Genomic DNA, 25934 nt, shown 5'->3' on the forward strand with positions numbered 1-25934 from the left:
AGGGAGGTATTCGTATGCAATCGAAGAGATGGTCCAAAATCATCGTCACGGCAGTAATGGCGCTGCTGTCGGTCGCGTTCCTGACGCCGCTGCTCTGGATGCTGTCCGCGGCCTCCAAGGTCGAGAAGGACGTCATGTCGTTCCCGATCCGGTGGATTCCCGAGCATTGGAACCTGATCGCGAACTTCAAGACGGTATGGATGGGAACGATTCCGTTCGACCTCAACTACTACAACTCGCTGAAGCTGGCCGTCATCGAGACGCTGCTCACGCTGCTGTTCTCGTCGATGGCGGGATTCTCGTTCGCCAAGCTGAACTTCCCTTTCAAGAACCAGCTGTTCATCCTGCTGCTTTGCTTCTTCCTCATCCCGAACGAGTCGACGCTCGTGCCGCGCTTTATTATGATAAGATGGCTACACTTGTACGACACGCATGTCGCGCTCATCCTGATGGGGGCGTTCACGATCACGCTGACGTTCCTCATGCGGCAGTTCATGCTCAGCATCCATACGGAATTCCTCGAGGCGGCCAGGATCGACGGCGCCGGCTACCTGCGCACCTACTGGCAGATCGTGCTGCCGATGGCCAGACCCATCGTCGCGACCGTAGGCATCCTCAAGTTCCTGTGGACGTGGAACGACTACCAGGGACCGCTCATCTTCCTGCGCAGCCCGAAGCTGTTCACGATCCCGCTCGGCATCCAGTCGTTCAACGCCGAGTACGCGAGCAGCTACGCCGTCATGATGATGGCGGCCGTATCCGCGATCATCCCGCTCATCCTGCTGTTCGTCGTGCTGCAGAAGCAGGTCATCAACGGCATCGCGGGCGGCGGCGTCAAAGGATAACCATAATAGTGCACATAGAGATCAAGATACTGCACACCGGGCCTTCGGTGAACCGCTTACAATAACGATGTAACCAATATAAAGTCTCCTAGGGGGAAATGAAAATGAAGGTCGCAAAAGCACTTCTCGTATCGGGCGTCGCTGCGGCGATGCTGGCCGGCTGCGGCAATAACAACAACGGGAAGGCATCGCCGTCGGCAAGCGCAGGCGGCAGCACGGCACCGGCGGCATCCGGAACGGCTTCGGCTTCGGCCTCTGCAAGCACTGGCTCCAAGGTCACGATCAAATACTACAGCTGGGACAACGGCAAGACGAAGGATCAGGTCGACCAGATCATCGCGAACTTCGAGAAGGAACACCCGGAGATCGACGTCGTCAACGAGCCGCTCGTCACGAACGGCAACTCGACCGACTACTACAAGAAGCTCGACCTGATCGCGGCTTCCGGCGATCCGATCGACGTCGCGGCGTTCTCCCATGTCGACTTCCTGAGCGAGCGCGCCGCCCGCGGCGTGCTGATCCCGATCGACGAGTATCTGAGCGCGGACGGCATCAACGCCGACGAAGACTACTACATGACACCCAAGTACGACGGCAAAGTGTACGGTCTGCAGGACCTGTCCTCGCCATGGCTCGTCGCCCTCAACAAGGACGCGCTCGACGCGGCGAACTTGCCGGTGCCGACCTGGGGCTGGACGTGGGACGATTTCCGCGACTATGCCAAGAAGCTGACCAAGGGCTCGGGCGACGACGAGCAGTACGGCGCCTTCTTCCATACATGGGGCGAATACGCCAACCCGATCGCTTACTCGGAGCTGCCGCATCCGTACCTGACCCAGGACCACAAGCCGGTGTTCGACGACAAGTCCTTCACCTACTTCTTCAATCTGCGCCGGACGATGGAGAAGGACGACAAGTCGGCCAAGACCTATTCCGACGTCATCGGCGGCAAGCTGCGCTACGACTCCGAGTTTTTCGGCGGCAAGGCGGCGATGATCCCGACGGCGACCTTCATCGTCAATCTGGCGCTCGACACCGAGAAGTTCCCGCACGACTTCAAGACGGTGTTCGCGCCGCTGCCGGCCGCGTCCAAGGATACGGAGATCGGCACGTCCTACATCGGCGGCCACTATCTGGCGGTCGGCCAGACGTCGCAGCACAAGAAGGAATCGTATGAATTCCTCAAGTACATGGCTCAGCAGACGGACGTCATCCGCGACTTCCCGGGCTCCAAGAAGGCCGACCAGTCCAAGGTGCTGAGCGCGCTCGTCGGCGACAAGACGAACCTGATCGACACCGATTCGCTGGCCGCCACCGTATTCGACAAGCGCATCAAGACGATCTACGATCCGAGCTACTCCACGGCGTACTCCAGCCAGCTCAAGACGGTGCTCGAGAACGGCCTCGCCACCTTCCTGCTCGACAACCTGAGCGCGGAGGACGCGGAGAAGCAAATGATCGACGAAGCGAACAAGATCATCGGTCAGAACAAGTAAGCCGCAGAGCCTGAAGAGGGCGACCGCAAGGTCGTCCTTTCTGCATCGATCGCGCAAAAGGGCCGGTATACGCTATAGTAGGGACAAGCGCGGACGATCGTGCGAGTGCCGGAACAGGAACGGACAGACGCTGATAAGCTGGAGGAATGGCATCATGGATTGGCTGCTTCGGTTTTCCTTTTATACGAGAACGCAAATCTCGCTGTTCATCTTCATCCTGCTCCCGCTCGCAATCGTATCGCTGCTGTCCTACTACTTGATCAAGGAAGTCGTCATCGACAAATTCCATGCGTCCAATCGGAGCGTCGTCGAAGTCATCTCCTCCGATCTGGACAAGAACGTAGAGGACATCATCTACGCCTCGAATCTGTTCGCCAGCGCGGACAGCAGCTCGATCGCCGATCTGATGGCCTTCAAGGACGTCGGCTCGATCGACTCCTCCAAGGACTACTTTATATACAAGCGGCTGTCCGAATCGATGAACCTCGCCTTCTCCAAAACCTCGGGACTCAACGCGCAGGTTTTTTTCGTCAATAACAGCGGGTTTGTCGTGTATGCGGCCAACAATGTGCTCGACTTCCCGGCGCTGAAGGGCTGGATGAACGGCGTGCTGAGCGGCATGGCCCGTGACGAGAGCCTCGGAGGGCGCATGCGCTGGGTGAAGGCGGACAGCCTGAAGCTGTATTCGAGCGGGGAGACGCAGGGGTTCTACTATGCGGTCAAGACGATCAGAGACCCATCGATGAAAAAGAAGGTCGGGACGCTGTTCGTGGGCGTGCCGATCGAGTACTTCGAGAAGCTGCTGAGCAAAGACGGGGGCGAGGGAGAGTTCGAGCTGCTGTCGGAGGACGGTAAGACGATCTACCGCTATCCGGCGCGGACCGAATCGCAGGCGGCCGGGGATTGGATGGAGATCAGGGAAGCCGTCGCCAAGCCGGGCTGGGAACTGGTCTATCGTTATTCGTCCAAGGCGATCACGGCCGAGATCTCCCGCATGTTCCGCGTCTATGCGCTCATCCTGTCGCTGTGCGTCCTGGCGTTCCTCCTCATCTCCGTGCTGATCGCCCGGACGCTGCACCGTCCGCTGGGCAAGCTGCGCCGTACGGCGGAGCGCTTCGGCGAGGGCGACCGGATGCTGCGGTTCCCGGTCCGGGGCAGGGACGAGGTGGCCGTGCTCGGCTCGGCCTTCAACCGGATGCTCGACCGGATCAACCAGCTGATCGTGGACGTCGAGCAGGAGCAGGAGGAGAAGCGGGCGATCGAGCTGCAGGCGCTGTTCTCCCAGATCCGGCCGCACTTCCTGCTTAACACGCTCAACTCGATCAAGTGCAATCTGGCGACGGACGGAGACGCCGTCAACAGCAAGCAGATCGACGCCTTGATGAGCCTGCTGCGGGCGTATATGCGGGTCAACGAGAACTGTACGCTCGCGCAGGAGTGCAAGCTGCTGGGCGACTATGTCGAGATCATGCAGATGCGCAGCGAGATCCCGGTGCGTCTCCACGTCCACATCGACGAGTCGCTCGAGAGCCTCGAGGTGCCGCGGCTGCTGCTGCAGCCGCTCGTCGAGAATGCGATCGTGCACGGCTTCGCCGAGCTGCCGGACGACGCGGCGATCTGGGTGCGGGCGACGGAGGACGGCGGATACTGCCGGATCGAGATCAAGGATAACGGCGCGGGGATGAGCCAAGCCGAGCGGGAGGCGCTCGGCCGGGCCGCAGCCTCGGACGCGGAGCCGCAGGCGTCCAACCGGCGCATCGGGCTCGCCAATGTGTACAGCAGGCTCCGGCTGACCTACGGCGCCGGCGTCTCGATGGACATCGCCGGGAACGAGACCGGCGGCGTCTCGGTCATCCTTCGTTTTCCCAAGCGCTAGCGAACAGGAGGAAGTGACATGCTGAAGGTCATGCTCGTCGACGACGATGCGCCGATGCTGCGGTACTTGCACAAGCTGATCCCGTGGAAGGAGATGGGGCTGGCGATCGCGGCGACCGCCCAGAGCGGGGTCAAGGCGCTGGAGCAATTCGAGGAGACGCAGCCGCATCTGGTCGTCACCGATATCGGTATGCCGAAGATGGACGGGCTTGAGCTTGCGGCGCGCCTGCGCGGGCTGCGGCCGGACGTGCGCATCATTTTCCTCACCTGCCACGAGGACTTCACCTATGCACGGTCGGCCGTCCAGCTCGGCGCCGACGACTATCTGATCAAGGACGAGCTGACGGCGGACGCGCTGCGGGCCAGCGTGGACAAGGCGAGCCGGCTCATCCGCCTCGCGGAGGAGAGCGCTGTGCAGTCTTCCTATCGCGAGGAGGTGACGCGCAACCGCGAAGTGCTCCAGCGCTCCTACTGGCATCGTATCGTCTCCGGCGATCTGTCGGACGCCTCGCTCGACGCGGGCAGGCGCCTGGGCATCGAATGGCGCGAATCCGACTTCATGCTCGGCCTCGTCCATATCGACCGCGCCTCGATCATGCGGCAGTACGGGCTCAAGGACGCGCCCCTTATCCGCTACGGCGTATACAACATCGCGCAGGAGCTCGCGCAGACGTTCGCCGCCGGCCGGATCACCGTGATCGCGGACGAGCGCCGTGACCTGATCTGCATCATGAACTACAGGCGCAATCTGGCGGTCAACGCCCAGGAGGCATTCCGCGGGTTCGCCGCCGAGCTGCGGTGCAAGGCCGAAGATTATATGCGGATCGGCATCGGCTTCGTGGCGGGCTGCGAATTCAAAGGCCTGGCCGAGCTGGGCGGCAGATTCGCCGAGCTGCAGCGGTTCGATCAGGCGCTGTACTATGCGGCGGGCGACGTGCACGGCATGACCGCCGCCGGCGCCGCGAAGCCGGCGGCTGCTCCCCTTGCCCCAGGCGCCGGATCGGCCGCCCCGAAGCGGAGCGATATGCGGGAAGCGCTGATCAGAGCCTGCCGCGACCGCGACGAGAGTGACGTGATGCGCTTGTTCGACGAATTCGCGTTGGCCTGCGCGGCGGACGGCACACCCCTCGGGGCGGTCGTCTCCCAGTTCTCCCAGTGGGTGCGCCTGCTCGAATACGAGACCGGCTACGAGGAGGACAGCGCGACGTTCCACGCCGACCTCGCGCTCACCGCGCGCCTCTCCGAGACGCTGCGCTGCGCCCAGGATCGCGCCCGGACCATCCTGCTCGCCGGCATTATGCAGACGGATTCGGCCGCAGCGGGCGCCCAGGTCAAGCTGTCACTCATCGACCGCTATATTACGGAACACCTGTCCGAGAACATCTCGCTCGTCTCGGCTGCCAACTACCTGTACATGAATCCGAGCTACTTTTCCCGCTACTTCAAGAAGCTCGCCGGCGTCAACTTCACCGACTACGTGAACCGCTGCAAGATGGACGTCGCCAAGCAGCTCATGAAAAACCGGGACATGACGGTGGAGATGATCTCCGACAAGCTGGGGTATTCGGACCGGACCTACTTCTCCAAGGTGTTCAAAAAGTACAACGGGGCAAGTCCGGCGGAGTACAAGGGGAGCATGGGCAAGTGAACGACGGCCGACGGGACGCGATAGCAGGAAAAAGCACGATCCATCCGCTGCGGATCGATCGTGCTTTTTGACGCTGCCATCCCCGGACATACGCAGAATGGTGGGCAGGATGCCGGAATGCTTGGATAATCGAGGCCGCCGCCGATATTACTTTTCCCCGTCAATGGCATAAACGGTCAACTTGTCGAACGCTCCAACTTTGCTCTCCAGCTCGTTCCGTTTGCCCTTGTCATCCATCACGCCATAGTCGATCAGACCTGCCATCCACCCATGTTGAAAATAAACATAGGCACCGTTATAGGTCGGGCGAGTCCCCCACTCCTCCTTGACGGCTGGAACCAGATTCGGAATTGCATCCGGCGCATTGGCTTTTTTGCTTATCTCATGGCCTTCCCATTTTTGCCACGCCGCGCCATTTTGAACTTCAAAGTAGCGAATATAATCCCCTTTCTCAATGAAAAATTTCTGTGATTGCCCGTAAGGAAAATAATACGTCGTTGTACGAATTTCCTGCGTAAAGCCAAGATGTTCCCGCAAGTTGATCTGCGGCAATTCTACAGCAGCCTGCCGTGCGGTGACGAGGTCGGCGCTTTTATAATTGTCATTCGCCGGGAAGGGATAGATGACAGCCGTTCTGGTAGCCGCATCCCATGCCACAAAAGCATCCAGCGATTCGCCAATAAAACGCAAAGGCACATACACAGAACCGCCGATGTTGCGGGGCGGCACGCTTACGTTCAAAGCGGTCGTTCCTTTTGCAGCTTCCGTGTGCCCGACGGTCAGCTTGAGCACTTCCTTCGAGTTCGTGTTGGTTACGGACACCGTTTTGGTTTTGTTATTCCAATCGACGTGAAAATGAGGAAGCTGGGAGACGGTCCGAATCGGCACCATCGTGGTCTGATCGATAATGACCGGTTGTTGATCTGTGAGCTTCACTCCGTTCACGTTAAGAGAAAGGGGAACTTGAGCGGCGGCGGATACGCTGTTCCCGATTCCAAACAACATGGCGGTCAAAACCAACCCGCTTAAGATGCTTTTTTTACCCATGATTGCAGTCTCCTTCAGCAATAATAGTAGTTGGTGCAAGCTCTTAAATTAGAACAAATCTTTGGCATCTGCCTTGTTAAACGAGAGAAATCATCTTTAGTTGCTGATATTAAACCTTTTTATGGATAATTACCTTATTGCGGAATCTTATAAATCATGCTATTGCTGAAATATCGGAGGGGATCAGACGGGCTGCGCTGGTTTGATGGGGGTGGTTCTGACTGCGTGTTGCAGTCGTTGATTGGGGGGGGAGGTTGAAATTTTAATTTATGTTCCCTGTGCAGGGAGGAGACAATCAAAAGGTCAATTCGACGTCTGCATAGAGGCGTTTCAATCCACGCTCCCCGCACAAGGGAGCGACCGCGTACTCGGAAATATGGCCGAGCTCATGAATGTTTCAATCCACGCTCCATATGCAAGGGAGCGACGCAGCGGCACAAATTATTTCCGCAAATTACGACCGGTTTCAATCCACGCTCCCCGTACAAGGGAGCGACCTCGTCACGAACATCGCATTCACAGCGTTCCCGGACGTTTCAATCCACGCTCCCCGTACAAGGGAGCGACGATTTCTCCGCCGGTGGCTTCATTGGCACGGATGCGGTTTCAATCCACGCTCCCCGCACAAGGAAGCGACGTAGATCGTGACGACGCCGTTTGGGTCCGGAACGTTTCAATCCACGCTCCCTATACAAGGGAGCGACATCGGGCATGGATTTGCTCCCAAAGCGGTAGAGGTTTCAATCCACGCTCCCCGTACAAGGGAGCGACGTCTGCCCATAATCAATAATGATCCATTGATGCGGTTTCAATCCACGCTCCCCGTACAAGGGAGCGACAGCCAGGCCCGGATTCGCAGAAGCACGTTTAGGCGGTTTCAATCCACGCTCCCCGTACAAGGGAGCGACCCAGTTCCTTGATGTCGTCCTTTGTAGCGTCGAAGGTTTCAATCCACGCTCCCCGTACAAGGGAGCGACGTATCCTCCTCCCTCGTCGTCGTCCGTCTCATGGTTTCAATCCACGCTCCCCGTACAAGGGAGCGACCGACCTCTGTCCTAATGACTTCGAGTTCATTGGTGTTTCAATCCACGCTCCCCGTACAAGGGAGCGACCAGTAACGGGCTATTCCAGCCGCCGCTCGAGGTCGGTTTCAATCCACGCTCCCCGTGCAAGGGAGCGACAATTTCAGGGTGCTCCGTATTCTTCTTAATCTCTTCGTTTCAATCCACGCTCCCCGTGCAAGGGAGCGACCAAAGGCGGAGGACGCCATGAGCGAGTTATCTATTGGTTTCAATCCACGCTCCCCGTGCAAGGGAGCGACGGTAGTAACGCCCCAAGCGGTTAACTCTTATTTAAGTTTCAATCCACGCTCCCCGTGCAAGGGAGCGACTTTGTTCTTTTCATCGAGCGCCGAATCGTTTTGCTGTTTCAATCCACGCTCCCCGTGCAAGGGAGCGACGGGGATAGCTTCCATTCTGCGTTGCGATATATGGGCTGTTTCAATCCACGCTCCCCGTGCAAGGGAGCGACTCGTGAGATGCAAGCAGCAGCTCCTTCCTCTCCGGTTTCAATCCACGCTCCCCGTGCAAGGGAGCGACTGGCAATCGTTCAATCGGTAAAACACATGGAGTATTGTTTCAATCCACGCTCCCCGTGCAAGGGAGCGACCCGCCGAGATCGCCGTCGCCGATCGCTATCCGCGTGTTTCAATCCACGCTCCCCGTGCAAGGGAGCGACCTGGCCCATTATCGTGTTGACCGTATTGGCATTCGTTTCAATCCACGCTCCCCGTGCAAGGGAGCGACTCAGGGGACACCTTGGCTTCTCGGAAAGCTGAACCGGTTTCAATCCACGCTCCCCGTGCAAGGGAGCGACGGCTGACTTGATCTTTTCATTCTGTACCACTTTCTGTTTCAATCCACGCTCCCCGTGCAAGGGAGCGACTCGCTGACGACGACGGACAGCATGCGGCGTGTACGTTTCAATCCACGCTCCCCGTGCAAGGGAGCGACAAGCACCGTAACAAGGGAAATCGTCGTATCCCTGTTTCAATCCACGCTCCCTATGCAAGGGAGCGACTTCCGCAGGTTGCGGACCGTTCACCCATTCCGAGTTTCAATCCACGCTCCCTATGCAAGGGAGCGACCCAGATGCGGCCGACATCCTCAACGAACTGATAGTTTCAATCCACGCTCCCTATGCAAGGGAGCGACAAGGCCAAGAACAGGATACTGGATAGTTGAGGGAGGTTTCAATCCACGCTCCCTATGCAAGGGAGCGACAGGGGAGCTGCCGCGCCCTGTATGTGCGCCTGGAGTTTCAATCCACGCTCCCTATGCAAGGGAGCGACCGGGATAGATTTTACAGCGGCAATCGTACGCGTCGGGTTTCAATCCACGCTCCCTATGCAAGGGAGCGACTAAGGCGAAAGGAGATGACTATGGCATCTTACCCGTTTCAATCCACGCTCCCTATGCAAGGGAGCGACGCATATTCCATTCGCAACAGCGATGGGATCCGCGTTTCAATCCACGCTCCCTATGCAAGGGAGCGACTAATCGTCGGCATCTTGCGACGCAAGCTGATGCTGTTTCAATCCACGCTCCCTATGCAAGGGAGCGACTCACGCCGTTGTTGGTTGTCGGAGATCTTAGTCAGTTTCAATCCACGCTCCCTATGCAAGGGAGCGACCGTTTTGACAAAGGATCTGTACGAGCAAGTAAAGGTTTCAATCCACGCTCCCTATGCAAGGGAGCGACAGCAAAAACAGCCTAAATTTATGCCACACAGGCATGGGAAAGCTCAAATCTTTACAAACAATCTCTCAAATAGCATGGATCGCCACTTGACGGAAAGGAATTTTTGTGGAAAATGGCAGCTTTCGACAAATTTCGAGGTGCGAATCCCTCGGTGTTTTTATGGGAGCTTGCCATTCGCACTTGTTTTCTAGCTTTATTTTAATAGAATGGCGCATTTCTGCCAATTCAAAGTAAATTATAAAATAGAGAGGGTCTTTTACAGCAACAGCAACACACGGGTCGTTCCCCCCAAGAGGACGTGGCTGCTTCAAAAAGCATGTCGCACCAGCTTCACCGACTCTGTCTGCCGAATAACACGGGATTTTCAAAAAAGGATTGCCGCGACGGCCGTAGAAATTGTATGTCAATATTCGCGTCTGTCGGTCCGACTGGCGGGAAGCGGCCATTTGCAAAGGAGCACCGTAATGAGACTAGAGCAAGCGATGCTGTTGAACACACTGTCCGCGGCGCGGGTCGTCGCCGGCGCGGCGGGGTTGGACCGGACGGTGCGCTGGGTCCATGTCGTCGACCTGCCCGATCCGCTGCCATGGGTGCGCGAGGGGGAGCTGGTGCTGACGACCGGCTATGCGTGGCCGCGGAAGGCGGAGGCGCAGCGGGAGCTGGTGGCCGCGCTGGCGGGCATCGGTCTGGCCGGCATCGGCTTCGGCGTGCCGGGCAGCATCAAGCGCATTCCCGACGCCACGCGCGAGGCGGCGGAGGCGCAGGGGCTGCCGCTGCTGGAGATTCCGTGGGAGGTCCCGTTCTCCTCGGTGACGCAGGAGCTGCTCGGCGCGATCGTCGCTTCGCAGTACGAGACGATCGTGCAGTCGGAGGAGATTCACCGGCAGCTGATGGGCGCGGCGCTGGAGGCGGACAGCCTGCAGGATATTGTCGCGCTGCTCGGGCGGCTGATCGGCAGGGCGGTCCGCTTCGAGCGCGCGGACGGTGTCGTGCTGGCGTCATGGGTGGAGCGGACAGAGAGCGTGGCGCACACAGACGCAGACACAGGCAGGGCCGCCTATGCCGACCGCTGGACGTCCTACCCGGTCTATGTGAAAAAAGAGCGCATCGGCGCACTCGCCGTAGCCGACGCGGGCGCGCCGCCGACGGAGCTGGAGCGGCGCGCCGCTGAGTTCGCAACCCTGGTCGCTGCGCTGCACTTGTCGGGCCAGCGCCAGTTGGCGTCGCTGGAGTCGCAGCTTGGCGTATCGTTCCTGTATGCGTTGCAGGAGGGCGCCTTCGAGCCGACGCCGCAGACGATTGAGCGGGCGAAGCTGCTCGGCTTCGATCCGCGGCATGAATGCTGCGTCGTGCTGGCCGTACTCGATGTGCCTGTGCCGCTGTCTCCGGATGACATCGTGCGGCGCGAGCGGCTGGCGGAGCGGCTCAAGTCCAGGCTCAAGGGGCTGGGCGCTCCCCAGCTCGTGTCGTACGCGCAGGAGCAGCTTTCTTACCTCGCGCCGGATGAGGCGACCGCAAGACGGCTATGCGAGTCGTTCGGCGCGCCGGGGGCGAGCTTCGCCGTGAGCCGGCCGCATACGGGCTTCGGCGGCGTGAGCCAAGGCTACGCAGAAGTCCGCGCCATGCTGCCGCATCTGGAAAAGGGACGCTGCTTCACCTACGACGAGCTGCTGCTGCCGCGGCTGCTGGCGGGCGAAAGGGAGGCGCGCGCGCCTTTTCTCCAAAGCCTGTTCCGGCCATTCGCGGCCGTCCGCAACGGCCGCCTGTTCGTCGACACGCTCGCGGAGACGGCCCGCTGCGGCTACCAGCTCCGGCGCGCGGCCGAGCGGCTGTCCATCCATCCGAAGACGCTGCGCTACCGCCTCGACCGTGCGGCCGAGATCGGCGGATTCGACTTGGCGGATGAAGAGACGCGCTTCAATCTGCAGCTCGCGGCCCGAATTTTATCCCCCGAGGATAAATTCGACTGATCATAATTGGCTCCCGCCGCCGATGCTCGCAGCGTCAGGCTCTCCTACAATAGCCTGTAACGAGGAGATCGGCGATGATCTCCCGACAGAGGAGTGAGCGAGCATGGACGCACAGCAGCGCAAGTATGTATCCGTCAGGCCGGATCTGCCCGGCCCGCGGACCGAGCAATTATTGAAGCGGCGGGTCGAATACGTGTCCCGAGGCGCCGGCAACAATCATCCGCTATTCGTCGACAGCGCCGAAGGCGCGCTCATCGTCGACGTCGACGGCAACACGTACCTGGACTTCGCGGGCGCGATCGGCACGCTGAATGCCGGACACCGCCCGCCCGAGGTCGTCCGCGCGATCAAGGAACAGCTTGACCGCTACATCCATCCCTGCTTCCATGTCGGCATGTACGAGCCGTATGTCGCGCTCGCGCAGAAGCTGACCGAGATCACCCCCGGCGACTACGCCAAAAAAGCGCTGCTGCTCAGCAGCGGCGCCGAAGCCGTCGAGAACGCGGTGAAGCTGGCCCGCAAATATACGAACCGCCCCGGCATCGTCTCCTTTACGAGAGGCTTCCATGGCCGGACACTGCTCGGCATGTCGCTGACGAGCAAGGTGAAGCCGTACAAGTTTCGGATGGGCCCCTACGCTCCTGCCACCTACAAAGCGCCGTATCCCTACCCGCTCCATCGTCCCGCCCCCATGACCGAGGAGGAATATGCTCTGTATTGCGTCAGCCAATTCGAAGCCTTCCTGCTGACCGAGGCTGCGCCCGAGGAGCTGGCCGCCGTCATCATGGAGCCGGTGCAGGGCGAGGGCGGCTTCATCGTGCCGCCTGCGTCGTTCGTGCGGGGCGTCTACGATATTTGCCGCAGACACGGCATTCTGTTTATCGCCGACGAGATTCAGACCGGGTTCGGCCGGACGGGGCATATGTTCGCGAGCACCCACTTCGGCATTGAACCGGACCTGATCACGTTGTCGAAATCGATCGCGGCCGGTCTGCCGCTGAGTGCGGTCGTCGGACGCGCGGACGTGATGGATGCGGCGGACCCCGGCGAGGTCGGCGGCACTTATGGCGGCAGCCCGCTCGGCTGCGTCGCCGCGCTCGCCGTCATCGAGCAGATGGAGCGCGAGGACCTGCCGGGCAGAGCCGCTAGCATGGGCGAGACGCTGCGCCGCTACTTCGCGGAGCTGGCGGCACGGCATCCGGTTATCGCGGAGGTGCGCGGACTCGGCGCGATGTGTGCGATCGAGCTGGCGCATCCGGCCGACGGCAGTCCCGCGCCCGATCTCGCGGCCCGGCTCATCCGCCGCTGCTTCGAGAAAGGTGTCGTCCTGCTCGGCGCCGGCATCTACGGCAATGTGATCCGCTTCCTGCCGCCGCTCGTCATGACGGACGAGCAGCTGCTGGAGGGGCTCGACATTATGAAGGAGGCGCTGGAGGAGCTATGACGATGACCGGCACAACAGGCATGACGGGTACGGCGGGCATGGCGGGCGGCAAACGGCATCTGCTGATCGGCGGCGAGGACATTCCCGCCCGTCGCTATGTCCCGCTGTATGCGCCGTACTCGGGCGAGCGGCTGGCGGACGTCGCCTGGGCCGACGAGGCGGAGACGGACCTCGCCATCCGCTCGGCGACGCGGGCCGCGGCCGTCATGCGGCGGCTGCCCGCGCATCAGCGGGCGGACATTCTGGGGCGGCTCGTCGCCGCGCTGGCGGAGCGGCGGGAGGAGGCGGCCCGGCTCATCGCGCTGGAGGCGGCCAAGCCGATCGCCGCCGCCCGCGCCGAGGTCGAGCGGACGATCCAGACATACCGCTTCGCCGCGGAGGAAGCGAGGCGCATCTGCGGCGAGACGGTGCCGATGGACGCGGCGCCCGGCGGCGAAGGGCGCATCGGCTACACGGTGCGCGAGCCGCTCGGCGTCATCGGCGCGATCACGCCGTTCAACTTTCCGATGAACCTCGTCGCGCACAAGGTCGGGCCGGCGCTCGCCGCCGGCAATGCCGTCGTGCTGAAGCCGGCCGAGCAGACGCCGCTGTCGGCGTACTTCATCGGCGAGCTGCTGCGGGAGGCGGGGCTGCCTCCCGGTGCGCTCAATATCGTGAGCGGCGACGGCCGCGTCGTCGGCGAGCGGCTTGTGCAGGACGCGCGCGTGAAGATGCTCACCTTCACGGGCAGCCCGGCGGTCGGCATCGGCATCCGCAGCCGGGCGGGGCTGAAGCGCGTGACACTGGAGCTCGGCTCGAATGCTGCCCTGATCGTCGACGGCGGCGTCGATGCGGACGCAGTCGCCGCGCGCTGCGCAGTCGGTGCCTTCTCCTATCAGGGGCAGGTATGCATCTCGTTGCAGCGCATCTATGCGGTCGAAGCCGTTTACGACGCGCTGGTGAACGGCCTCGTCCGCGAGGCGGCCGCCATCAAGACAGGCGATCCGCTCGATCCCGAGGTCGGCGTGTCCGCGCTGATCTCGCGGAGCGCGACCGAGCGGGCGCTGGCCTGGATTGCCGAGGCCGTGGGGGAAGGCGCGGTCGTCGCCGCGGGCGGCATCGTGTCGGCGGACGGGGTGCTGCTGCCGACCGTGCTGCTGAATGTACCCGAGTCGGCGAGCATCTGCCGCAAGGAAGCGTTCGCGCCCGTCGTCGTCGTGTGCCAAGTGCGCTCGGTGGACGAGGCGATCGGACGGGTCAACGATTCCGAGTACGGTCTGCAGGCGGGCATCTACACCCGCGATATCGGCACGGCGCTGAGGGCGGTCGAGGAGCTGCAGGTCGGCGGCGTCATCGTCAACGATATCCCGACCTACCGCGTCGACCATATGCCGTACGGCGGCGTCAAAAACAGCGGGCTCGGGCGCGAAGGCGTCAAGTATGCGACAGAGGACATGACCGAGCAGAAGCTGGTCGTGTTCAACCGCGGGACGCTGTAGCAGGCGGCGCTGTGCGGCGCCCCCGGCCGGTTCGGACGGGATGCAAATTCATTAGGCGGATCGCTTCCTGCCAAGCGATTGGAGCGCGCCTCTTGCCGGCGCCCGCCGTACCGCTTTAAGCTAGTGGCAGCCCACGATTAAATTGGCACAAGGAGCGTTTATAGGATGGCATTGATTCAATGCGGATTTTACTCGGAAATGCTGGGCTTCGCGACTTCGATGAACGTCATCGTGCCTCAGACGCTCGGAGGCGCTGCGGGGAAGCGCGTATACCCGGTGCTGTACCTGCTGCATGGACTGACCGACGATCATACCGCGTGGCTTCGTTATTCCTCCGTCGAACGGTACGCCGCCGCGCGCGGCCTCGCCGTCGTCATGCCCGAGGCGCATCGCAGCTTTTACAGTGATATGGACCGGTATCGGCGGTATTGGACGTTCGTCAGCGAGGAGCTGCCGACGATTGCGGAGTCGCTGTTCCCGGTGGCGGACAGCCGTCGTCAGCGCTATGCGGCGGGGCTATCGATGGGCGGCTACGGCGCACTCAAGCTGGCGCTGGGCCGTCCGGATCGCTACTATGCGGCGGCCAGCCTGTCCGGCGTGACCGACCTCGGGGCAATCGGCTCATTTATGGGCGACGAGGCGGAGATGGTATATGGCGGGCGGCCTCCCGCAGGCTCGGATGGCGACCTGTTCGAGCTGGCACGGCGCGTGGCGGGCTCCGATGGACCGAGACCGCTGTTGTACCAGTGCTGCGGGACAGAGGACGAGCTATATGGGGAAAATGTTCGTTTCCGCGACCATGCCGCCGGACTGGGTCTTAACCTTCACTACGAGGAGGAACCGGGGGGGCACGATTGGGACTACTGGGACCGCAATATCCGTCGTGTCATCGACTGGCTGCCGCTCGGTCCGGATGCGGGCCCTGCGCGGGAGGAGAGCTGACATGGGACGGACGAAGCATGCGTTGACATGGACGGTCGGGCATTCGGACAGCCCGGTCACTCGTCCGCCGGTCGCCGTAACCGCGAGCGTGCCGGGCGCGGTGCAGCTGGATTGGGCGCGGGCCGAGGGCTTGCCGGATTACGCATACGGTCAGAACTATCTGGCGTACGAATGGATGGAGGATCGCTACTGGCATTACAGCGCCATCCTGCCGGAGCTGCCGGAGCTTAGGGCCGGACAGCGGCTGTACCTGACCGGGCGGGGGATCGACTATCAGTTCCTGATCCGGCTGGACGGGAAGGAGCTGCACAGGCAGGAAGGCATGTTCACGCCGTTTGAGCTGGAGCTGACGCAGGCGTCCGCCGCCGGCGGGACGCTGGAGATCGTCGTCTACCCGGCCCCGAAGCGCGAGGGGGCGGCGAAGGACAGATCGCAAGCCTCGCAGAGCTGCAAACCCGCCGTCAGCTACGGCTGGGACTGGCACCCGCGGCTGATCCCGCTCGGCATCTGGGACGAGCTGTGCCTGGAGGTGCGGGAGGCGGCGCATATCCGGCGGGCGGAGACATTCGCGCGCTTGCTGCCTGGCGCGGCAGAGAGCGCGGCGGCGTCCGTCCGGCTGGAGGCGCAGCTGGCCGGGACGGCGGACAAGCTCCTGTGGCGGTTGTACGATCCCGCCGGACGGCCGGTCGCCGAGCGCGAGGCGAGCCTTGGACGGGAGGCCGCCGACGTCGTGGTTCGGCTCGATATCGCGCTCGACGAGCCCCGGCTTTGGTGGCCCAACGGACACGGCGAGCCTAGCCTGTATACATCCGAGACGCTGCTGCTCGACAGCCGGGGCACCGTGCTCGATACCGCAACCTCGCGGCTCGGCATACGCAGCATCAGGCTCGTGATGCACGAGGGCGCCTGGGACGAGCCGTCCGCATTTCCCAAGAGCCGCAGCCATCCGCCGATCACGCTTGAGGTGAACGGCCGCCGACTGTTCGCCAAAGGCACGAACTGGGTCAACCCGGACATCTTCCCGGGTAGGCTTAACCGGGAGCGTTATGGAGAGCTGCTGAAGCTGGCGCACGGCGCGCACATGAACCTGATCCGCGTCTGGGGCGGCGGCATCGTCAACAAGTCGTCCTTTTTCGATCTGTGCGACGAGCTGGGACTGATGGTGTGGCAGGAATTCCCGCTGGCGTGCAACGATTACGAGGGGACGCCCGCGTACCTGGACATTTTGGACCGCGAATCCCGCTCGATCATCCTCGCGCTCCGCTCCCGGGCCTGCCTGGCGATCTGGTGCGGCGGCAACGAGCTGTTCAACGCCTGGTCCGGCATGACGGATCAGTCGCTCGCGCTGCGGCTGCTGAACCGCAACTGCTACGATCTTGACCCTCATACCCCCTTTTTGGCGACCTCGCCGCTGGACGGGATGGGGCATGGGCATTATTTGTTCCGCGATGCGGGCAGCGGCGAGGAAGTGTATCAGTGGATGCCGCGCGCATCCTGTACGGCGTATACCGAATTCGGCATGCCGTCTCCCGCGCACGAGCGGCTGCTGACGCGCTTCATCCCGCCCGAGGAGCTGTACCCGCCGGAGCCGGGCGGCGCCTGGGAGGCGCATCACGCCTTCGGCGCCTGGGAGGGCGACACCTGGCTATGCCGGGAGACGATCGCGCATTACTTCGGACCGTCCGATACGCTGGGCGAGCTTGTGGAGCGGGGGCAACTGCTTCAGGCCGAAGGCTACAAGTGCATCTACGAGGAAGCGCGGCGACAGCAGCCCAAGTGCGCGATGGCGCTTAACTGGTGCTTCAACGAGGCATGGCCGACCGCCGCGGGCAACAGCCTCGTCAGTTGGCCCGCGGAGCCGAAGCCGGCGCTGTATGCCGTCGGCCAGGCCTGCCGCCCGGTGCTGGCCAGCGCGCGGATCCCGAAGTTCGCCTGGACGTCCGGCGAATGGTTCGAGCCGCAGCTGTGGCTGCTGAGCGACGCCCCCTTCGCCGTCGCGGCCGGTCAACTCACGGCGACGCTGCTCGTCGGCGAACGCAGCTACCGCTTGCTGGCCTGGGAATACCCCGGGCTGCCGCCCGCCGCCAACGCGCCCGGCCCGACCGTCCGCTTCCGCTTGCCTGAAGCCTCGGCCGACGGTCGAATGACCCTGCGCCTGGAGACGGAGAGTCACCCGGAGTGGACTTCGTCATACACGCTGCTGCTCCGGCCCGCCACAGACGCACCGCGCTTCCAGCGCACGCTCAATCATTAACAGCAAGCTCAAGGCGCCGCCGCCCACCCGCTCGTCCGTCCACAGCCAGCGAATTGTTTTCGAGGCGTTTGCGGACGGCAGCAGCATATTTGGGCGGCGGCGCCTGTCGTTTGCGAAGCGCGCGGGCGGTCGTCGTCATCGTTTGACCGCTATCCCCTTCGCACAGGGCAAGCGCTCTTGCCCATCGTTTGACCGCTATCCCCTTCGCACAGGCAGGCGCTCTTGCTCGCCGTTTGACCGCTATCCCCTTCGCACAGGGCAGGCGCTCCTGCTCACCGTTTGACCGCTATCCCCTTCGCACAGGCAGGCGCTCTTGCTCGCCGTTTGACCGCTATCCCCTTCGCACAGGGCAAGCGCTCTTGCCCACCGTTTGACCGCTATCCCCTTCGCACAGGCAGGCGCTCTTTTTCCACCATTTGAACACTATCCCCTTCGCACAGGCCCGACGAGCGGCGACAGGATGTCAGCGCGCTGATGAGATATCGGTGGGCATTTGTACGTTTTTTTTGGAACGATGACGATTCCGGTGACTGGCGTAACTGTCTGAATGACAAGGCGTGAAGCTAGAATGGTCCAATCAAGGTAGCGCGGAGGAGAGGCGTTCCTGAATGAAGGGGATACCGTTAAAACGAAAAAACCAGTCGGATACTGTCGCGGCGGCGGTGTGACGGTCGGCTTGAAGTCGGCGTGACGGATGGCAGCATCGGCCATAGACGCTCGTCGCTTGACGGACGACGCTCGTGAGGAACGAACCCTCGAAGACGGCCGCAGCCGCGCGCCGCTGTATCCGATTGCCTTCGCCGGCCATCGAGCTGTCCGCCCTGTCGAATCGCCCAATATAGTGCCATAAACTTGATAGCTTTCCATATCGAGGGCCGAACGGCCGCTCCTATAATGAAGGTGCGTTGACGATGGCAGCGATGAAGATGGAGGGATGGGCATGAGGAAGGGTCTGGGAAAATGGATGTCGATGACGCTCGCGGCGGCGGTGCTGCTGACGGGGGCAGGCTGTTCGGGCAAGAGCGGCAACGGGGAGGCCGAGCCTTCGGGTTCGAGCTCGCCTGCACCGACGCAGACGGCGGTTAGCTCGCCGAGCGCGGAGGCTTCGCCGTGGGCGGCGAAGAAGTTCGATCCGCCGGTGACGATCTCGAGCGCGATCGCGATCCGGGATCTGGACAAGCTGCGGGGCGGAGACACCTACGAGGATAATCCGCTGACCCGCTGGTACAAGGACAATCTGGGCATTGTGACCAAGTACAAGTGGCTGCTCACGGACCAGGGGGATGCGCTCAATCAGAAGATCCGGCTCGCGCTGGCGAGCGGCGAGGAGCTGCCGGACGTGCTGCCGATCGACGACAATGTGCTGCTGAACGAGCTGATCGAGTCGGGGCAGATCATGTCGATCGACGAGATGTTCGACAAGTACGCGTCGCCGCGCACGAAGGAAGCGTACGAGAAAAATCCGGACGTATGGACGGCGGTCACGAAGGACGGCAAGAAGTGGGGACTGCCGCAAATCTCGGACGGCAACATCGGCGACTCGATCATGTGGGTGCGTCAGGACTGGCTGGACGCGGTCGGGCTGCCGGCGCCGAAGACGCTGGCGGAGTTCGAGGCCGTGCTCGCCGCCTTCAAGGCGAAGTATCCGGGCAAGACGCCGCTCGCCGTATCGGGCAAGGCGATGCAGCCGCTGGCCGGCTATATGGGCGACGCCGAGTTCGTGTTCGGCGCGACGCAGCCGTACATCTGGGACGAGAGCGCGGACGGCAAGCTGCAGTACGGATCCGTGCAGCCGGGCTTCAAGTCCGGACTGTCCAAAATAAAAGAGTGGTTCGACAAAGGCTACATCAACAAGGAATTCGCCACGCACGACGAGCAGAAGGCGGCTTCGCTGTTCACCTCCGGCGACGCGGGCATTATATTCGGTCCGGGCTGGATGGGCGCCTGGCCGCTGGAGGATACGACTAAAAACGTGGACGGCGCGGTCGTCAAGCCGTACGAACTGCCTTCGGGCGTGGACGGCGAGGTCGGCCGGATCGGCACGAAGCTGGTCTATATCACTTATGTGTTCCGCAAAGGGTTCGAGCATATGGACGCGCTGTTCCAGTATTACGACGTCTCGATGGGCAGTCTGCTGGAGGACCCGGACAGCCCGTTCGCGGCGGGGGCCGGCGAGGGCTACGACTATGTGATGAAGGACGGCAAGCCGAGCTGGGACGTGCCGGACGGCGCCATCGAGCTGCGCTATACGATCGCGACAGTCGGCAATACGCCGCCGGGCATGCTCACCGGGGAGACGATCTTCGAGCGCGTAGCGGCGGGCAAAAAGGACACGATCTATGAGCAGAAGCTCGCCTTCTCCAGCTCGCCGCTCTACCTGGAGGGACGGATCGTCTCCTTCAAGCAGCTGGACAAGGCGCGCCGCAACAAGTTCATCGGAGCGCCGGTGCCGACGATGGTGAGCAAGTGGCCGCTGCTGACGCAGATGGAGAGCGAGGCGACGGTCAGCTACATCTACGGCAAGACGACCGACGCCGATCTCGACAAGTATATGCAGGACTGGATGTCCAAGGGCGGACAGAAGGTAACGGACGAAGTGAACGCGTGGTACGCGTCGTCCAAGTAAGTGCTACAAGCGGCGATGCGGGTGCGGCGGAGCTTGGTCTCTCGTCTGCATCCGTATCGTCATTGAAGGGAGGAATCGCCGATGGCGGCCGCTATCGCGACGCGGGCCAAACCTCGCGGCAGATGGAATTTTCGCAAGACGTGGATGCTGCACCTGTTTTTGCTGCCGTCGGTGCTGCTGCTGCTCGTATACAGCTATGTGCCGATGGCGGGCATCGTGATCGCGTTTCAGAACTACAAGACGTATAAAGGCATCCGCGGCTCGGAATGGGTGGGCTTCGAGCATTTCCGCACGATGTTCACGGACGAGAGGATCGTGCAGATCATCTCCAACACGCTCGTCATCGCGGTGTCCAAGATGGTCGCGGGCTGGATCGTGCCGCTGCTGTTCGCGCTGCTGCTGAACGAGATTCGGATCTCGCTCGTCAAGCGGACGGTGCAGACGCTCGTCTACCTGCCGCATTTCCTGTCCTGGGTCGTGCTCGGCGGCATACTGACCGACATGCTGTCGGAGCAGGGGATCGTCAACGGGCTGCTGCGCTCGCTCGGATTGCCTTCCGTGTTTTTTCTTGGAAACGGGAACTGGTTCCAGTTCACGCTGGTCGTGAGCGACGTGTGGAAGGAGTTCGGCTTCGGCACGATCATCTATCTCGCGGCGCTCGCCGGCGTCAACCAGTCGCTCTACGAGGCGGCGGAGATCGACGGCGCGAACCGGTGGAGGCAGACGCTGCACATCACGCTGCCGTCGATCCTGCCGGTCGGCGTCATCATCGGCACGCTGTCGCTCGGCAATATCCTGAACGCGGGCTTCGATCAGGTGTTCAACATGATGAACCCGATCGTGGCGGGCAGGGGCGAGATCATCGACACGTACGTGTACAAGATCGGCCTGCTGCAGGGCGCCTTCTCGTTCGCAACGGCGGTGGGACTGTTCAAGTCGGTCGTCTCGCTGCTCCTGATCGGCGTCACCTATCGGCTGGCGTACCGCTTCGCAGGCTACCGGATTTTCTGACGATTACACATCACAGATCATGACCGCGGCCGCCGCCCGCGATGTCCGGCAGTCACGATCGGCCGTGTATCGCAGGCGGCAACGCCGCTTCGATGGAGGGAATGCCTCATGTACTACAAATCGCCGGGCTACCGGGCGTTCGCCTATGCGAATACGCTGCTGCTGACCTTGATCTCCATCGCCTGCGTGCTCCCGCTCGTTCACGTCGTGGCGGTCTCGCTCAGCTCGAGCGAGGCGGCGACCGCCAATCTCGTGACGCTGTGGCCGGTCGGCTGGAACGTGGACAACTACGCCAAAACGTTCGGCAGCGCCCACTTCATGAGCGCGCTGCGCGTCAGCGTGCTGCGCACGGTGCTCGGCACGCTGCTCAGCATGCTGCTCTGCGTGCTGGCCGCCTACGCGATGTCCAAGGACGATTACCGCTTTCGCGGCCGCACCTTTTACGCATGGTTTTTTGTCGTCACGATGCTGTTCAACGGCGGGCTCATCCCGTCGTACATCGTCGTCGTCAAGACCGGCATCAACCATACGCTGCTCGCGCTCATCCTGCCGGGCGCGGTCGCTGTGTTCAACGTCGTGCTGATGATGAACTTCTTCCGCGGCATTCCCGGCGAGCTGGAGGAGGCGTCCCAGATGGACGGCGCGTCCCATGCCCGGACACTGTTCAACGTCTACCTGCCGATCTCCATGCCGTCGATCGCGACGCTGTCGCTGTTCACGATGGTCGGCCATTGGAACGCCTGGTTCGACGGGCTGATCTATATGGACGTCACGCAGCAGCCGCTCGCCACGATGATTCAGGCGCTCGTCGCCAATCTCGACCTGACGCGGATCAACCTGAATCCGGAGGATATTAAAAATTTGTCCCAGCGGGGACTGCGCTCGACTCAGATTTTCCTCGGTGCGCTGCCGATTTTGGTCGCGTATCCGTTTCTGCAAAAATACTTCGTCAAGGGCATGACGCTCGGCGCCGTCAAGGAATAAATCGCCGGTGGCGCGAGCGACGGGAGGGACGGCATGTTTCAGAGAGATATTTTCCGCAACATGCTGCTCGCCATCGTCTCGCTGCTGCTGCCGACGCTCGGGCTGCTGTTCTACTCCAACGAGACCGGGATCGCGGTCGTCGAGCGGGAGATCAAGGCATCGTCCTATCACAAGCTGTCGTTCCTCCGCAGCCAGCTCGACGCGCAAATCTATCAATTGAACGCCAACATGCTGACGATGGTGCGCGATGTCGAGGCGATGAAGTATGCGACGCGGTTCGAGGAGGACCCGTACGCGCGCACGCTCATCCGCTCGGAGCTGGAGAAGAAGCTGCTGCTGCTCAGCATCACGAGCCCGTGGACGAACCGGATCGCACTGTACGCGCCCCAGACCGGCGCGATCGTCGCGAGCGACGGCAAGGAGTGGCTCGGCGCGACGGGCGCAGGCGCGGACGCGAATGCGGACGAGGGCGGCAGAACCGGATGGCCGCTCGCGGCGGAGCCGCAGCAGCCGGGCGTGTGGCGGTTCGAGGGGGAGCCGGGGCAGCCGAGCACATGGACGTTTATCCGGCGGATGGCGGACGTCCGGACGGACGGGGCCGACGGACGAGAGCCCGCGCTCGTCGTCGAGTCGAGCTTCGCGGCGCTCAGCCTGCAGAGCATGCTCGACCAGTACAAGGCCGGCAGCTCGGGCAATCCGCTGCTGTGGCTGCCGGACAGCGGCATCGCGGTCGGCAGCCGCGGCGCCTCCGCTAGCCGGATGGAGGCGGTGACGCGTTCGCTGCGTGCCTCTCTGCTCGACCGGGACGACGGCGCGGCGGTCGTCGAGCTGGACGAGGGCGGCAAATACATGACGACCAGCCTCTACATCGACGCCCTGCGCGCCTACTTGATCGACTATGTGCCGCTTGGCGAGTCGCTCGCTCCGATCTCGCGCCAGCGCAGCCTGTTCTATCTCGTGTCGGCGCTGATGCTGGCGACTGCGGCGCTGGCCGCGATTCTGCTGTACCGCAATGTGCGCGTGCCGATCCGCCGGCTCGTCGACGGCGTGCAGCGCATCCGCCGGGGCGACTACGGCAGCCGCATTCACGACCGGGCGAGCTCCGAGTTCGAATATTTGTACCTGCGGTTCAATCAGATGGCGGAGCAGATTCAGCAGCTGATCGAGAACGTCTACGAGGAGCGCATCCGCACGAAGGACGCCACGCTCAAGCAATTGCAGTCGCAGATCAACCCGCATTTTCTGTACAACTGCTTTGCCCATATTATCCATATGTCCGAGATGGGCAACCAGGAGGGCGTGACGGCGATGTCGCACAACTTGAGCGACTACTTCCGGTACACGACCCGGGCGGACAAAGGCGCCGCGACGCTCGCGGAGGAGGTGATGCTGGTCGTCAATTATTTGGAAATTCAGAAGATGAGGCTGTCGCGGCTGGACTACCGGATCGACATGCCTGCGGAACTGGCGGCGCTGCCGCTGCCGCGCCTGCTGCTGCAGCCGCTCGTCGAGAACGCCGTCGTACACGGCATCGAGCCCTATGCCCGGCGCGGCATGCTCGTCGTCGCGGGAGAGCGCGACGACGAAGGCTATGTCCGCCTGTGCGTGAGCGACAGCGGAGCCGGACTGGCGGATGACGAGCTGGCAGCATTGGCTGCAAGGTTCGGCCAGCCGGCTGCGGAGGGCGAGAGCTATGGCCTGTACAATGTGCATCACCGTCTGCAATTGACGTACGGACCGGCGGCCGGCCTGTCGTTCGGACGGGCGCCCGAGGGCGGGCTGCAGGCGACGATCGTGCTGCCTCCGCCGGGCAGCGGAACGGAGGAACGCGATGACCCAGGTACTGATCGTTGACGACGAGGTTCAGATTGCAAACGGCATCGCCGCCCAGCTCGCAGCCGAGGAGCTGGGTATTGGCCCTGTGCACAAAGCCTACTCCGCTGCACAGGCGCTCGCGCTGCTGGCGGCGAACGCGATCGGCGTCGTCGTCACCGATATCCGGATGCCCGAGATGGACGGCATCGCGCTGCTGCGCGCGATCAAGGCGAAGTGGCCGCGGACCAAGGTGATCCTGCTGACCGGGTATGCCGACTTCGAGTACGCCCGGACGGCGATTCGCGAGGAGGCGACGGACTACCTGCTCAAGCCGGTCCGCAAGGAGGCGCTGGCCGACGCGGTCGGCCGGGCGCTCGCGCAGTCGCGCCTGGAGTGGGAGGAGATCTCGTCGGCGGAGGCGGCGATGCGGACGCTGCGGGGCTATATGCCCGAGCTGAAGGGCAAGCTGCTGGCCGACCTGACGGCAGGCCTGCGGTACGGCGACGAGGCGCTGCGCGAGCGGCTGTCGTGGTTCGAGCTGCCGCATCGCCCCGGCGATCGCTGCCTGCTGCTGCTCGTGCGGACCGAGCTGCCTCCGGAGCGTTGCGTCGACGCCAACGGCAAGGCGCTGCTCGAATACGGGCTCGAGAATATCGCGCACGAGATATTCCGCAGCGAGTTCGCGTGCTGGTGCTGCCGCGACGCCTACCGCCACCTGGTGTTCCTCCTGTCGCCGCCGGAGCGTGCGGCCGGGGGCGGCGCTGGTGCCGGTGGCGAGCTTGCGCCGTCTCCGGCGGACGACGAGGCGCTGCTGCGCGCCGCGGAGCGCTGCGCCGTAGAGTTCCACGCCCACGCCGAGCGCTATCTGCGGCTTCGGGTGACGGTCTACATCGGCCCGCTGGGGGAGTTCCCCGGTCAGGTGCAGCCGATGTACGAGCGGGCGCTGTCCGCCGTCCGCAGAGACGGAGCGCGCTCGGAGCGCTATGTCGTGCGCGCGGGCGAGCCTGCGGGTGACGGACTCGCGCCGGGCTATCTGCGCAGCCTGCACGAGCCGCCCCGGCTGCGGAGCCTGCTCGAGATCGGCGACTGGGACGCCGCGCGCGACAAGCTGACGCAGGCGCTGGACGAGATCGCGGGCGAGGCGGGTAGCGGGAGCGAGGAGCAGCTGGCCGAGGTGTACCACACGTTCGCGGCGGCGGTGTATGCGCATCTGCACAAGCATGGCCGGCGGCTGTCCGAGCTGCTGGCCGACGAGCGGCAGGAGGGCTGGTCGGGTTCGCCGGCGGACCCGCCGCTATGGTCGGCCGCGCAGCTGTCGGCATGGGCCGGGCGCGTGCTGGACCGGCTGCGGGAGCAGGCGGGCGGCGAGCAGGGCGGGCGGCATGCGGATATCGCGGCGCAGCTGCAGCAGTTCGCGGCGGCGCATCTGTCCGAGGATCTGTCGCTGCAGCGGCTGGCGGATCATGTGTTCATGCACCCGACGCATCTGTCCAAGATTTACAAGCGGGAGACCGGCGAAGGAATCAGCGAATATATCGCCCGGCTGCGCATGGAGCGGGCGGCCGAGCTGCTCGGCAGTACGGACGAGCGAATCTACGAGATCGGCTGCAAGACGGGTTATATGAACGCCAATTACTTCATTAAAGTGTTCCGCAAGCAGTACGGCGCCACGCCGCAGGAATACAGGGAACGGATGCGGCGGGGCGCCCGCATGGGAGACTCATAATCGACGGAGGAGAT

At 62.7% G+C, this 25934-nt stretch carries 15 protein-coding genes and 1 CRISPR repeat array; of the genes, 14 read left to right on the forward strand and 1 reads right to left on the reverse strand.

Annotation, left to right across the window (positions count from 1 at the left end):
• Nucleotides 1-14: 14 nt before the first annotated feature.
• The 4 genes from VQ071_RS25990 to VQ071_RS26005 all read left to right on the forward strand — a co-directional run bounded on the left by VQ071_RS25990 (nucleotide 15) and on the right by VQ071_RS26005 (nucleotide 5864).
• Nucleotides 15-845 (forward strand): carbohydrate ABC transporter permease, encoded by an 831-nt coding sequence (locus tag VQ071_RS25990; protein WP_340517321.1) that lies wholly within the window; start codon nucleotides 15-17, stop codon nucleotides 843-845.
• A 104-nt stretch (nucleotides 846-949) separates the two neighbouring features.
• Nucleotides 950-2341: an ABC transporter substrate-binding protein gene (locus VQ071_RS25995; protein WP_340517323.1), complete on the forward strand. Its 1392-nt coding sequence runs from the start codon at nucleotides 950-952 to the stop codon at nucleotides 2339-2341.
• A 154-nt stretch (nucleotides 2342-2495) separates the two neighbouring features.
• Nucleotides 2496-4217, forward strand: coding sequence for a sensor histidine kinase (locus VQ071_RS26000; RefSeq protein ID WP_340517325.1), 1722 nt, complete (start codon nucleotides 2496-2498; stop codon nucleotides 4215-4217).
• An 18-nt stretch (nucleotides 4218-4235) separates the two neighbouring features.
• Nucleotides 4236-5864: a response regulator transcription factor gene (locus tag VQ071_RS26005; protein ID WP_340517327.1), complete on the forward strand. Its 1629-nt coding sequence runs from the start codon at nucleotides 4236-4238 to the stop codon at nucleotides 5862-5864.
• Nucleotides 5865-6011: 147 nt separating this feature from the next.
• On the opposite strand, the gene VQ071_RS26010 is transcribed toward VQ071_RS26005, so the two are convergent.
• Nucleotides 6012-6911, reverse strand: coding sequence for a copper amine oxidase N-terminal domain-containing protein (locus VQ071_RS26010; protein ID WP_340517329.1), 900 nt, complete (start codon nucleotides 6909-6911; stop codon nucleotides 6012-6014).
• A 327-nt stretch (nucleotides 6912-7238) separates the two neighbouring features.
• Nucleotides 7239-9670: direct repeats of the CRISPR family, unit length 34 nt; unit sequence GTTTCAATCCACGCTCCCCGTGCAAGGGAGCGAC.
• Nucleotides 9671-10134: 464 nt separating this feature from the next.
• On the opposite strand from VQ071_RS26010, the gene VQ071_RS26015 reads away from it, so the two are divergent.
• The 10 genes from VQ071_RS26015 (at nucleotide 10135) to VQ071_RS26060 (ending at nucleotide 25920) form a co-directional block, all read left to right on the forward strand.
• A complete protein-coding gene (locus VQ071_RS26015) occupies nucleotides 10135-11640 on the forward strand; it encodes a PucR family transcriptional regulator (RefSeq protein WP_340517331.1) in 1506 nt (501 codons plus the stop codon).
• 103 nt (nucleotides 11641-11743) lie between these two features.
• Nucleotides 11744-13084: a 4-aminobutyrate--2-oxoglutarate transaminase gene (gene gabT, locus VQ071_RS26020; protein WP_340517333.1), complete on the forward strand. Its 1341-nt coding sequence runs from the start codon at nucleotides 11744-11746 to the stop codon at nucleotides 13082-13084.
• A 2-nt stretch (nucleotides 13085-13086) separates the two neighbouring features.
• Complete coding sequence (locus VQ071_RS26025; protein WP_340517335.1) at nucleotides 13087-14562, forward strand: aldehyde dehydrogenase family protein; 1476 nt, start codon at nucleotides 13087-13089, stop codon at nucleotides 14560-14562.
• A gap of 165 nt (nucleotides 14563-14727) precedes the next feature.
• Complete coding sequence (locus VQ071_RS26030; protein WP_340517337.1) at nucleotides 14728-15504, forward strand: alpha/beta hydrolase; 777 nt, start codon at nucleotides 14728-14730, stop codon at nucleotides 15502-15504.
• 1 nt (nucleotide 15505) lies between these two features.
• Nucleotides 15506-17758 carry a glycoside hydrolase family 2 protein gene (locus VQ071_RS26035; protein ID WP_340517339.1) on the forward strand — a complete coding sequence of 751 codons (2253 nt, stop codon included), beginning with the start codon at nucleotides 15506-15508 and terminating at the stop codon, nucleotides 17756-17758.
• A 940-nt stretch (nucleotides 17759-18698) separates the two neighbouring features.
• Nucleotides 18699-20384 (forward strand): hypothetical protein, encoded by a 1686-nt coding sequence (locus VQ071_RS26040; RefSeq protein WP_340517341.1) that lies wholly within the window; start codon nucleotides 18699-18701, stop codon nucleotides 20382-20384.
• Nucleotides 20385-20465: 81 nt separating this feature from the next.
• Nucleotides 20466-21395: an ABC transporter permease gene (locus tag VQ071_RS26045; protein WP_340517343.1), complete on the forward strand. Its 930-nt coding sequence runs from the start codon at nucleotides 20466-20468 to the stop codon at nucleotides 21393-21395.
• Between the two features lie 108 nt (nucleotides 21396-21503).
• Nucleotides 21504-22379 (forward strand): carbohydrate ABC transporter permease, encoded by an 876-nt coding sequence (locus tag VQ071_RS26050; RefSeq protein WP_340517345.1) that lies wholly within the window; start codon nucleotides 21504-21506, stop codon nucleotides 22377-22379.
• Nucleotides 22380-22412: 33 nt separating this feature from the next.
• Nucleotides 22413-24233, forward strand: coding sequence for a sensor histidine kinase (locus tag VQ071_RS26055; protein ID WP_340517347.1), 1821 nt, complete (start codon nucleotides 22413-22415; stop codon nucleotides 24231-24233).
• Nucleotides 24211-25920, forward strand: coding sequence for a response regulator (locus VQ071_RS26060; protein WP_340517349.1), 1710 nt, complete (start codon nucleotides 24211-24213; stop codon nucleotides 25918-25920). The genes VQ071_RS26055 and VQ071_RS26060 overlap by 23 nt, the downstream gene beginning before the upstream one ends.
• The last annotated feature ends 14 nt before the right edge of the window (nucleotides 25921-25934 follow it).

It is taken from the genome of Cohnella sp. 56 (assembly GCF_037963805.1).
Lineage (GTDB): Bacteria > Bacillota > Bacilli > Paenibacillales > Paenibacillaceae > Cohnella.